Source organism: Arsukibacterium sp. (genome assembly GCF_033722355.1).
Taxonomy (GTDB): Bacteria; Pseudomonadota; Gammaproteobacteria; order Enterobacterales; family Alteromonadaceae; genus Alishewanella.
The window spans coordinates 1-12,380 of the sequence record NZ_JAWVZF010000078.1 but is presented as its reverse complement, the minus strand read 5'-3'; the positions used below and the strand labels follow the sequence as shown (position 1 = coordinate 12,380).

Sequence of the window (12,380 nt, the reverse complement as noted above, 5' to 3'; positions counted from 1 at the left end):
ATCAGCTGCCGCGCCGGCAACAATTGCCGGTACGCCGCCAGCAATGACGCCAATCCCTGCCGGACAATCACCTGATCCGACGCCGGTAGTGGTCACAGAGCCGGTCAGCGTTGACGCGCAGCAAACGCCGGTGTCCAAAGTGGCTGACCCTGTGGCAGTCAGCGTCGCAGTATCGACAGCGTCTGGAGCAGACCAGACCCCGCCTGCGGACGGATTCAGTTTACGCCAGCAATACCAGATCACGGCGCAGCAACGATATTTTCCTGAAAGTGGTGAGGCTGACGATGCTCGCGCCCATACCCTGCTGAGTCTGCTGGCTGACTGGTCATGGCAGGATGACGCTGCTGTCCACAGTTTTCAGCTGACACCGTTTTTGCGCTGGCACCAGCGTGACAGCGCCAGCAATTTGCTGGATCTGCGTCAGGCTTACTGGCGCTATGCTGCCCGCAGCTGGGAGATTAAAGCCGGCAATGACATTGTATTCTGGGGTGTCAGTGAATCCCAGCGGCTGGTTGACGTCATCAACCAGGTTGATATGGTAGGCGGCGTGGACATGGAAACCCGGCTGGGCCAGCCGATGCTGAGCTTTAAAGGATGGAACAGCGCCGGCACGCTGGAGCTGTATTTATTACCTTATTTTCGCGAGCGGTTATTTGCCGATCCCGCTGGCCGGCTGACGGCGCCCTGGCCGGTTGACCATGATATTGCCCGGTATGAATCGGATGACCAGCGCCATAATCTGGATGTTGCGCTGCGTTGGTCACAACGCTTCAGTTCAGTGGATTTGGGACTCAGTTATTTTGCCGGTAACAGCCGCGAACCGCTGCTTATTCCGCTCGCTGACACTCAGCGGCTGCAGCCTTACTATTTTCAGATGCAACAATTTGGCGTTGATGCCCAGTATGTCAGTGGTGATTGGTTGTGGAAACTGGAAAGTATTTACCGGCGCAGCGGCCCGCAGGAGTTTGCGGCGGCCACTGCAGGCTTTGAGTACACCCGGGTTGGCGTATTTAACCAGAACTGGGATTTAGGCTGGTTAGCCGAGTATCAATATGACAGTCGCGGTCTGCAGGCGACCGCTATTGGCCAGAATGATATGTTTGTGGGCTGGCGCCTGGCACTGAATGATGTGGCAGGCAGTGCAATATTGTTTGGCATATTGCAGGATCTTGATCGCAGCAGCAGCCGCAGTGCCAGACTGGAAGCCTCTATGCGGTTGACTAACAGCCTGCGGTTGCGACTGAATGCCTGGCTGTTTCAGACCGATGATGTCACTGATGTTTTGTATAATCTGCGTCAGGACGACTATCTGGAACTGAGTCTGGATTATTATTTTTAGCGGGTGCTGCCTGACTGTCCGGCCAGGGCAACCGGCTAACGAATTTGCTGAAAAACCACCGACAATCCACAAAGACGCTTTGGTCTGCTGCCAAAGTAAGCTAGCATGGAGGTTTTCGGTGGCGGCGGGCTAAACGCGGCTACCAGAACGCATTTCAGGATGAGTTAACACTATTTTGAGCAGCCCGACTGAACAGCATGTTTTTCCCCTGGATGAAAACCGCTTATTGCAATGGTTTGACAGTACGACCATGCATCGGGCCCGCGCATATTTGCAGGCCGGCAAAGTGGTTAAGCTGGAGTACAACGATGATTTAAGCCAGGTAAGCGCCCAGGTCTGGGGGGCGGGTTTTGCACCGTACCGGCAGAATATCGTGTTGGCGCAGAAAGAAGATGGCTGGGTGTTGCGCGATAGTTGCAGTTGTCCGGTGGGCCATCGCTGCAAGCATACTCTGGCGGTACTTTTAAGGTTAAAACGCGATTATGCTCAGCAACAGCTGCGGATAAAACAACTGCCCCAGCTGAAACTGGACAGCTGGTTTAACGAACTGGAGCAGTTGCAGCAACCCCGCCGTGACGACAGCGGAGATACGGTGCTGTACTTACTAAGCTACGGTCAGGCCGGATTGCAGTTGTATCCGCGTCGGGTCAGACCAATGAAAAAAGGCGGCTTTACCAAGGGCCAGGCCATCGGCAAGTACGATTTGGTCAGTCCGCAGCCACCGGCCTGGTTAACGGAGAGTGACTATCAGCTGTTAACTTTGTTCCGCAGCCACAACCTGGCCGACCAGTCAGTGCTGGAAGACAGCTGGGGCTACCAGTTACTGCAACAATTACTGGCAACAGAGCGTTGTATGTTCAGTGAGGCGCGTTATCCGCTGAGCTGGGGCGAGCCACGCCCACTGGAATTAAGCTGGCACAGCAGCAAAGCCGGCCAGCAGTTAGGCTGGAAGATAGGGAATGATCACAACAGTGTGTTGGTATTCACCGATCCGCCCTGTTACCTCGATACCGAACATTATCAGCTGGGACGACTGAACACCCCGTTAAGCGGCCGGGAGCTGAAACTGTTGTCAAAGATGCCGCCTGCGCCTGCTCACCTGTTGCAAAGCCGGTTGGGCCGTCTGCAGCAGTTATTACCGAAAATCAGCCTGCCGATGCCGGCAGGGCTGGACGTTGAGCAAGTTAATGTTACACCCACGCCGGTGCTGCAGTTAAAAATGTTACCACGTCATAATAAAGGGCGGCCGGAGCCGGTTGCGATACTCAGTTTTGACTATGATAAACATCGGCTACCGCTGGATTTACAGGCGTCGCAAACCGAAGTCCGGCAGGATACCGGTACTTATTTTGTCAAGCGGCAGCGGGCTACAGAAACGGCGGCGCTCGAGGTGCTACTTGAGCTGGAGCTGCACAGCCTGCCTCCCTTACCTGCTCCGCATACCCAGCTGGCCGCCTTTGGTGTCGGCGATGGTCCCGATAACCCGGAATTGTGGCAACCCTTGCTGCAGCAGCTTGACAGCTTGCGTGATGACGGCTGGCTGGTTGAGCAGGCCAGCGATTTCAATCTGGATATTCTGGCAGCCACCCCGTATCTGCAGGTAAAAGATGGCAGGCAAAGCGGTTTTGAGCTTGGTATTCAGGTAGACATTGACGGCCAGCAGGTACCGCTGCTGCCACTTATCAGCCAGTGGCTGCGCCAGAATGGCTTGCCGAGCGATAACCAGCAGATCTGGCTCAGTTTACCGCAGGGCAAGCTGGCACTGCCAATGACCTTAATTCAGCCGCTTATCGATACCATCGTCGAGCTGCTGAATATGCATAAAGCACCGCTGACCCTTGAATTACCTGATTACAAAGCCGCCATTCTGCCGCCGCCTGGTGCGGCTGAAATCCAGTACTTAAATGCCAACCGGCTGGCTAGTCTCAATCAGCAACTGCATAATTTCAGCGGCATTACTGATGTGTCGCTGCCGGCCAACTTACAGGCAACTTTACGTGGCTATCAGCAGCAGGGCTTAAACTGGCTGAGCTTCTTAAAACAATATGGCCTGGGTGGGGTACTGGCTGACGATATGGGCCTGGGTAAAACCCTGCAAACCCTCAGTTTTATTTTAAAGCAGTATCAACAGGGCGAGCTGCAGCATCCGGCATTAATTGTCTGTCCTACCAGTTTGCTGGGGAACTGGCAGCAGGAAGCCCGCCGCTTTACCCCGGATTTAAAAGTACTTCAGGTATATGGTCCGAAACGTCGGCCATTGTTTGAGGAACTGGTCAATTACCAGCTTATTGTGACCAGCTATCCGTTGCTGGTGCGCGATATCGCCTTATACCGCCAGCATCGTTTCAGTGTAGTGGTACTGGATGAAGCTCAGCACATTAAAAATGCCGGCAGTCAGGCTGCCCAGAGTGTCAGGGCATTGCATCGCGATTTCAGCCTGGCGCTAACCGGCACGCCTCTGGAAAACCATCTGGGCGAATTAAAATCACTGTTTGATTTTGTATTGCCGGGTTTACTGGGTACCGAGCAGCATTTTAGTCAGGTATACCGTAAACCGATTGAAAAGCACGGCGATACAGAGCGGGCACGGGTGCTGCGTCAGAAAATAGCCCCCTTTATGCTGCGCCGGACTAAAAACCAGGTTGCCACTGAACTACCGGAAAAAACAGAAATACTGCAGTTGCTGGAGCTGGAAGCTGATCAGCGAAATCTGTATGAAAGTATCCGCTTGATTATGGAGACAAAGGTCCGGGAGCTGTTTGTCCGCAAAGGCGTTGCGGCCAGCCAGATCGAGTTTTTAGATGCGTTATTAAAGCTGCGTCAGGTGTGTTGCGATGCCCGGCTGGTGCCAATAGAGCAGGCACAAAGCGTACGCCATAATGCCAAGTTACAATGGCTGCGAGACACCTTACCCGAAATGCTGGAAGAGGGCAGGCGTATTCTGTTGTTTAGTCAGTTTGCCAGTATGCTGCATCTGATTGAACAGGAGCTGCAGTTTATGGGCATCAGTTACAGCAAGCTCACCGGCCAGACTAAACAGCGCCAGACTCAGATTGATGCCTTTCAGAACGGTGAAACCGAGGTATTTTTAATCAGTCTGAAAGCCGGCGGTACAGGCCTAAACCTGACCGCAGCCGATACCGTTATTCACTATGATCCGTGGTGGAACCCGGCTGCGGAACAGCAGGCAACAGATCGGGCACATCGGATTGGTCAGGATAAAGCAGTGTTTGTCTACAAACTGATAGCTCGCAATACAGTAGAAGAAAAAGTTCAGCAATTACAGAGCTTTAAGCAAGGTCTTGCCGATCAGTTATTAGGTGGCAGTAAAGGGCAGGTCTGGCAGGGTCAGGCGGCGGATTTACTGGCGCTGTTTAGCAGCGACGAATGACGCTGCAGTATAGCATTAGCATTGTCAGCGGCTAAAAGCTGTTACGACAACATTGTTATTAAGCAGTTAAGAATGTAATATCAGTGCGGTTAAAACTGCTGAGATGCCAGGCGTCAGGCAAACCGATTTTGCCGCAATTTGCAGTATGCAGCTGTACAGCCCAAAACGAAAGGGCAGGATTTAATAACAATATCAAGGAGTCAGTGATGCGTAAATTACTCGTTGCGGTGGCCATTATTGCCGGCGCGATTTATGGCTATGTTAAATTTACCGGGAAAGACGGCGCCGTTGTTGACCACCCGGCGCTGGAATTTGTGCCTGCCGACACTGTATTTTTATCGGCGCAGCTGGAGCCGGTTGATTTTATTGCCTATTTGAATGCTTTTGGGGTAAGCCCCGATTATTACAGCGAAGCCAGTCAGCAACAGTTGGCAGAACTTGCCGCCAATACTGACGAGCCACAGTGGCGTTTTGTCCTGAATTTAGCCGGTGAATATATGCGGGCACTGGCGCAACCGGAGCAGCTGGAAGTGATTACCGGGATAAAATCTCAGGTGCGCTCGCTAAATTATATGGTGGGTTTATCGCCTGTGATGCGGGTTGAACTGGCAAACGAAGCCGCATTCTGGAAATTATTTGACCGGGCCGAGGAAGCCAGTGGTATAAGTCATCAGGCTATTCCCGGTGCGGATGGCGGCTTTCGCTCTTACCCTTTTAGTTTTGGCGAATATCAGGTTGAGTTACTGGTGTCGGTAGCCGACGGCTGGGGTAATATGACATTGCTGTTGCCAACTCAGGGTGAACAAACCCGCGAGCTGGCGTTGCTGGCGGTAAAACCAGAGCGCAGTATTCTGAGTGATAACCAACTGGCAACCATCATCGAAAACTATAATTTAAACCCTAATGCGGTCGGCTTTATCAGTTTTCAGCAGCTGGTCACCGGGCTGACAACGACCGCTGGCAACCGGCTGGCAAATGATATTCAGCTGATGGCCAGCCCGCAGTTTGTTGCTGCCATGGAGCCCTGGCGCACTGCTGAATGTCAGCAGGATTTAACCAGTATTACCACCAGCTGGCCAGGCGTTTATTTCGATAGCAAAATTACCAGTAAAGCCAGTGAGCAAAGTCATGTCCGGGGCAAGATGCTGTTGCCGACGTCGAATAAAGAAACGATTAACACGCTGAGCAGTATGCGTGGCTTTGTTCCTGATCATATTGCAAATGGCCTTAATGACGCCATATTCAGTTTTGCACTGGGACTTGATATGGCCGAGTTCGCGCCTGCAGTCACCAAGCTGTGGCGTGGTTTAACCCAACCGGCGTATCAATGTCCGCAACTGGCAGAACTACAGCAAAAAATGCAACAGACTAACCCGATGGCGATGCTGGCAGCGGGTGCTATGGTGCACAGTGTACAGGGTGCGTCCGTAACTATTAATGACCTGGTACTGGATCCAAACACTATGCAGGTATCCGCTGTTGATGCCATGCTGAGTGTGACTGCTAAAAATGCCCGCAGCTATCTGGAAGGTTTAAAGGCCATGGTCCCCGGTATGGCTGAAATTGCCTTGCCGGCTGATGGTGAAGAGCTGCCACTGAATACGGTATTGCCAATGCTCGATGCCTTTGGCGTGACCCCGGTTTTGCAGGTCAGCGACTCACATCTGGTGGTCTATGCCGGTGATAAGGGAACCGCTCAGGCAAAAGCAGTGATTGAGCAGCCGATAGCGAAAAATGGCATGTTAAGTTTTGGCATGGACTATGCGCGGTTCTTTGGCACTATGGCACAGGCGATGCAAGCCAGTGGCCAGCCAGTTCCTGACGAGTTCAGTTCATTAACAGAGATGCAGATGCAGGTTCAGGCCACGATGGATATTGATGAGCAGGGCGTGGTTATGCATAGCCAGATGACAATAGGCGATGCGAAATAGTGAGCCTGTCAGGATGCTGAATTGATCTCAGGGCAGCCAATGGCTGCCCTGTTTTTTTTAGCGACATGTTAAGTTAAGCTGGAGCTGTGTAGCAATCGGTTCAGTAGGCGATCGCCGCTGATCCTGCGGGGTTTTGCAGTGAGAAGTAATAAGCGAGGGCAGTAATATCCGCATCAGTTAAGCCACGGGCCTGAGGCGTCATTAACGCATGTTTCCGTTGACCACTCTTGTAAGCCTGTAACGCATGACTTAATTCAGCTGCCGGGCGCCCTGCCAGGCTGGGATAATCTGGATGGCTCGAATTGCCCTCGCGGCCATGGCAAGCCGCGCAGCCGTAAGCTTTCTGCTGGCCCTGCTCAAATAACTGACGTTGTGGTTCAGCCAGACTGGCAATAAGTTGCTGCTGACGGGCATCCGGTGTAGGTTCAATACAGGCGCTAACAGCGGTCAGCGCTAATAATGATACGGCAGACAACAAGATTGTTCGTTTAGTGGCGGCAAAGGCTTTTTTCATCGGCGGCTCCTGAAACTGCGATATTCAGCCTGCCATAGTTTGTGAAAAAAGCCCAGCATTTCCCCGCTTGCTGTTAATCGGCATACCACATTCTGGCCTGACGGGCCGGAATGCTGAAACTATGGTTACTGCCACCAATACTGAAGGTTGCCGCTCCAGTAAGTGCATCCCGGTAAGTCCGGTACCAGTAAAAGCGGTTATGGGTATTTACGTTAAAGGTGACCTGACCGCCACATTTATTAATACCTACCACACCCTGCTGGCCGCGGCGGAATAAAATAGCGCAGTTGCTTGACGCCAGCACTTCCATGCCCTGGCCTTGCATCCGGTTATGAAAATTAATCATTCGTTGCATAAAGCTGGCACGGTAGGCGTTAACCCAGCGGTTGTTATCAGTGCCGGTGCTGTCGCTGAATACCAGAGGTTTACCACCATCCCGGCCCATGATATAGGCATAAGCCAGATATTCATCGGTGGGGTCCATAATCAGATAGCGAAAGCCATTATTGGTTGGAATATCGTGAGTAATGGTAAAGGTGACAGCGCGGCTATTGCTCAGCGCCTGACCGTACGCGCCCGGATCAACCAGCTCGTTCATACTGCCACTGGGGTTAAATGCCCGGCGCAGGCTTTCAAACAGCGGAAAATCATAGGCTTTATGGTCGGTGTACTGTAAATAGGGTGCCAGAAAACTGTTGTACTCGCTGTTACCAGCCCCGCCGCTGGTAATAATTTCACCAAATACGTACATGCCATTTTTTATATCGCTGGTGAAAATCTGGTTGATATGCCAGATTGTCATATGCTTGGCAGCATCAACCCGAAAACCTTTTACCCCCATGCTTTTCAGGGCCTGCAGATAGGTACGCTGTTGCTGTATTACCCAGCTGTTCGGGTTTAAGTCGGGTAAGCCACTGTCGCCGCTACCGCCGCATAACCGCCAGTTCTGCACCTGCCAGACATCGTTATAGTTCTGGATGCAATTGGCCGGATTAAAATCCCAGGGGCTGAACAACCCCTGGGTCAAATTACCAAACAAGCGCTGGTTGTTCCAATAAGTGCTGTTGCCGGTATAGCTGTTTAGCACCGCCTGACCGGGAAAGTCGGTCGCGCCATTGCGCTCATTGGCCATATGGTTGAGCACAATGTCGGCGTAAACCACGACCCGGCGCGCCGGGTTGCTGTCATTCAGCGCATTAATCATCGCCTGAAAAGACTGCTTGTTGCCTTTGCAGTGATCAATAACCCTAATATCCTGTGGTTGATAGCGTTGCCACCAGGCACAGTTACCGGCGTTAGATTTAAGCGGTGGCGCGACCAGCACTGCCTTGTAACCGAGATTTTTAATTTCTTCAGCCCGGTTAGCGACGTCGTTATAATGCCAGTCGAAGGCATGTAAAATAACATCGGCCAGCGCCTGCGGTGTAATAAACAGCAGTATGCCAAGTAGCATACTGCGCCAAGTTAACGTAAAAGCTCGCATGTTTTCGTCCTGTCATTTATTGTTTTGCAAGACATCCGTGCATGAGCCGCCAGCAAAGCCGACGAAGTGTTAGTGACAACCAGACCCCTTTAACACCGGTTCAGCATACCCGGTGCTCAGACTGAAATATTGTTGCTTCACGCCAAAATGACAACTGGTTTACAGTATATAAATAACAGGGACACAAGGTGCCAGATCTGGCGCTGTAATAGCAGCAGAACAGCATGTTAAAGCTGATTGCGTCAGGTTATAGTTAACGCCCGGCAGTATTCACTGAATTAAGTGGTAGTGAATGAATATTTTCAGATTTTTTGGCAGCGGTCTGTTGCTGATATTGACCGTGGCCGCTCAGGCGGCTCCGGCTAATTTCGAACAGGCAAAAAAGCTGGCGCGACTGATCCACGCGCCCGATGCTAGCAGTTTTTACTGTGATTGCCCGATCCGCTGGCAGGGAAATAAAGGCATTCCTGATCTGACAAGCTGCGATTATCAGGTGCGTAAAAATGGTCCGCGGGCGATGCGGATTGAATGGGAGCATGTCATGCCAGCCTATCATTTCGGCCATCAGCGCCAGTGCTGGCAAACCGGTGGCAGAAAAAACTGCGTTAAATCCGACAGACTGTTCCAGACGATGGAGGCGGACTTATATAATCTGGTGCCGGCTATCGGCGAGGTAAATGGCGATCGCAGCCATTACCGTTTTGGCTTGCTGCCGGCTGCGCCGCACCGCCATGGCGCCTGTCCGATCAAAGTCGATTTTAAACAGCAGGTATTTGAACCGCCAGCCTTAGTCAGAGGTGACATTGCCCGCATTTATTTTTATATGGCCGATAAATATAACCTCACTCTGTCCCGTGCCCAGCAGCAGCTGTTTATGGCCTGGCACAAACTCGACCCGGTAAGCCCTGACGAGCAGCAACGAAACCAGCGTGTCCGTCAGTATATGGGCCACGATAACCCTTTTATCAGTGGCGTCCGCGAATGGCACCCGGGTTACCGGACCAGCGGTTATGGGTTGGTAACAAGGCAATAGAGACAGGATTACCCTATGGCAAAGTTGGAAGTTTTTCGCTAAGTTAGGTTTTGTTAACTGACATTGCTACGCGAACCGGAGTAAGTAACGATGAAAAATCTGACTGAACATTTAAGCCAGTATGCGCTGTATCATCGTGACCAGCGTAATATTAAAACTCATTTTATTGGTATACCATTAATTGTCGTAGCTATTTTCAGCTTATTATCATTGCCGCTGATGAGTGTGGCGGGCATTATGCTCACCCCGGCCTTGCTGCTGTTTATTGCCACGGCGATTTTTTACTTCCGGCTGGATTTACGTTTTGGTCTGGTGATGCTGCTATTTAGTGGCAGCTGTTTTGCCCTGGCTACATGGTTAGCCAGCCAGCCTTTTATTATCTGGCTGAGCAGTTCACTGGCACTGTTTGTTGTTGGCTGGGTGTTGCAGTTTATCGGCCACTACTACGAAGGGAAAAAGCCGGCGTTTGTTGATGATATTATCGGCTTGTTTGTCGGCCCATTGTTTGTGGTTGCCGAAATGGGTTTCATGCTGGGGCTGCGCAAACAGTTGCAGCAGGATATTGAGAAAATAGCCGGTAAAATGCATTAACCGAAAATACAGTAAGAACACATACCTAATCATCTGCTGTGGCGGCAGGCTGACACTGACTGTCAGTTAATGCTACGGCACGACCGCTGGCCGGATGGCTTAACAGGCACTGGCCATCTGCTTGCTGTAACTCCAGTAGTATGGCCGGCTGACTATGGCGGCCCATTATCGGCCGCCCTTGCGGGTCGCGCAGTATGGCCTGTTCAATAAACAGCTGGTGGCTGTCAGCAAAGGCATTGTCAGCAAGTTTAACCGGCTCGCCACCAATCAGCTTAATAATGGCTTGTTGCAGCTCGGCTTTTATCGCCGGGTTCATATTGGAAAGCCGGGCCGGCTGCGGTTCGGCCTGGGTTATCCCGCAGCCGGCCAGCAGCCAGACAGCAGCCAGCTGGCTGCTGCTCAAAAATAATCTGCGGCCCATGTTATTACTCCTGAGCCGGTTTAATTGGCTGATTAAGTTTATTCTCCAGCAGGAAAGCCTGCATTCTTGGATCACGGCGCTGAATGCTCAGGCCGCTGTCGTCGCTGCTGCGCTGCTGCCGCCGCACGCTCTGGGCCGCGGCGGCTATCGGGCAGTTGTTGTTTGCAGCATAATACAGGGCACTGGCCAGCATCCGTTCTGCCGGATTGCCCAACGGGGCTGAGAAATCATCGGCCACCTGGCAACCTTGCACATCAGCATCAAAAACCGGCATCGGTGTCGGGTAAAAACCGTCAGCATATTCGCCAAAGCCTTTGGCATTGGCCCCGCTGAACTGAATAGTAAAATAGGTGGTGCCACAGTTATCGGTTGGATAAAACCCATATGGCTTACCACAGGTTTGATCACCTATCAGAATGACCTCGACGTCAATACCGCGTAAACCATTAATAAAGGCCTCACTGGCCGAACAGGTATCGCCGGTTGACAAGACAAAAATCCGGTTAAGGTTAAGCTCAGGCAGTGGCGTACTGGTTAAACGACCGGCTTCATAGTCAATTTCAAAACCATAAAATGGCATCGGGCTTAACGTTTGGCCGGTGACGGGATTACGGTTAGGATGTTTATCATTAAAAATGGTTCTCTCAAAAATCCTATCCTGAATAATCGCGTCGCCACTGACCATATAAGCAAATTGCGAGGCCAATGCCAGTAAGCCGCCACCGTTATAGCGTAAATCGAGCACCACATCGGTCACGTTAGCATTGGCAAAGCGGTTAACGGCCGCAATTAACTGCGGCTGTGCCAGCGCGATATGACTGTTAAATTGTAAATAACCGACGTTACCGGCAGCGGTGTCCAGTACCTGAACATTCTGTACCGGACTGCTGGCAACATTGGCTGAGGTCATCGTTACCGTCAGCGTTTCACCGGTACTGGTTAAAAATACAAATTCATGTTGTTCACCGGCACTTTGTGGAAATAAAGCAGCATTAATCGCATTGACGCCGGCCTGAGTATTGTCGTTAACAAAGTCTATACCATCGACCTCCAGTAAATCTGCGCCACGAAATATGTTGGCATTGGCTGCCGGAGAGTCAGGCTCGGTGTAGGCCACAATTAACGAGCGGGGAGGGGTAGTGCTGCCAAAAGACCAGGTAATACCATAACCGGAACTGACCCCGGATTGCGTGCGTTGTTGATAGCTGGCCGTACTCTGGGCAAAATGAAAGTTATCCTTTTCGGCGCCGGAGTCGGTCAGCTCATCTGTTTTTAATTGTTCGAAAAACGCCAGCACTGAGCCGAAGTTGGCCGGGTTATTGTCGGGCAGCTCGCGATACCATAAGTAAGTGTTATTGCTCCACGAACGCAACCACATCTTTTCGTGCATGCTGGTGCCGGCCCGATCAGGGTAGGGCTGGTTATTATTATAAGGATCAGTACCGGTACGCGGTGTGGCACAGTAATTTTTAAAATTACTTTCTGCCGGAAAAACGCCGGCAGTCCAGGTGGGTGGGGTCACACCGGATCCGCCACCGGAACCACTGCCGCCGCCCGTGTTACCGGAGCTGCCACCACCGCCGCCACAGGCAGTGAGTAAAATAACCATTGAGACCATTAAGCTGTGTTTGAACATGGTTAGCCCTACCACCATCAGTTGAAAATGAAGGCCCACTT

Annotated in this window: 9 protein-coding genes; 5 read left to right on the top strand and 4 right to left on the bottom strand. The window is 51.8% G+C overall.

The window, feature by feature from the left end; translation table 11 throughout:
• From R3177_RS08805 to R3177_RS08795, 3 genes are all read left to right on the top strand, one after another.
• Window positions 1-1,339, top strand: a 1,339-nt coding sequence (locus R3177_RS08805) for a hypothetical protein (RefSeq protein WP_318970664.1), incomplete at its 5' end; no start/stop codon positions are given.
• A gap of 175 nt (window positions 1,340-1,514) precedes the next feature.
• A complete protein-coding gene (locus tag R3177_RS08800; RefSeq protein WP_318970663.1) occupies window positions 1,515-4,730 on the top strand; it encodes a DEAD/DEAH box helicase in 3,216 nt (1,071 codons plus the stop codon).
• A gap of 206 nt (window positions 4,731-4,936) precedes the next feature.
• Window positions 4,937-6,661 (top strand): hypothetical protein, encoded by a 1,725-nt coding sequence (locus R3177_RS08795; RefSeq protein ID WP_318970662.1) that lies wholly within the window; start codon window positions 4,937-4,939, stop codon window positions 6,659-6,661.
• A 100-nt stretch (window positions 6,662-6,761) separates the two neighbouring features.
• Here R3177_RS08795 and R3177_RS08790 read toward each other — a convergent pair whose 3' ends face one another.
• Both R3177_RS08790 and R3177_RS08785 read right to left on the bottom strand, forming a co-directional pair.
• Window positions 6,762-7,175: a cytochrome c gene (locus R3177_RS08790; RefSeq protein ID WP_318970661.1), complete on the bottom strand. Its 414-nt coding sequence runs from the start codon at window positions 7,173-7,175 to the stop codon at window positions 6,762-6,764.
• 73 nt (window positions 7,176-7,248) lie between these two features.
• Complete coding sequence (locus R3177_RS08785) at window positions 7,249-8,658, bottom strand: alpha-amylase family protein (RefSeq protein WP_318970660.1); 1,410 nt, start codon at window positions 8,656-8,658, stop codon at window positions 7,249-7,251.
• A 292-nt stretch (window positions 8,659-8,950) separates the two neighbouring features.
• On the opposite strand from R3177_RS08785, the gene R3177_RS08780 reads away from it, so the two are divergent.
• Window positions 8,951-9,691, top strand: a complete 741-nt coding sequence (locus R3177_RS08780) for an endonuclease (protein WP_318970659.1) — start codon at window positions 8,951-8,953, stop codon at window positions 9,689-9,691.
• Window positions 9,692-9,781: 90 nt separating this feature from the next.
• Window positions 9,782-10,282 carry a DUF962 domain-containing protein gene (locus R3177_RS08775; RefSeq protein WP_318970658.1) on the top strand — a complete coding sequence of 167 codons (501 nt, stop codon included), beginning with the start codon at window positions 9,782-9,784 and terminating at the stop codon, window positions 10,280-10,282.
• Between the two features lie 25 nt (window positions 10,283-10,307).
• Here the strand turns inward: R3177_RS08775 and R3177_RS08770 are convergent, their stop codons facing one another.
• Together R3177_RS08770 and R3177_RS08765 are read right to left on the bottom strand one after the other, a co-directional pair.
• Complete coding sequence (locus R3177_RS08770) at window positions 10,308-10,703, bottom strand: hypothetical protein (protein WP_318970657.1); 396 nt, start codon at window positions 10,701-10,703, stop codon at window positions 10,308-10,310.
• 4 nt (window positions 10,704-10,707) lie between these two features.
• Window positions 10,708-12,380 (bottom strand): S41 family peptidase (locus R3177_RS08765; protein WP_318970656.1); only part of this gene is annotated, 1,673 nt, incomplete at its 5' end.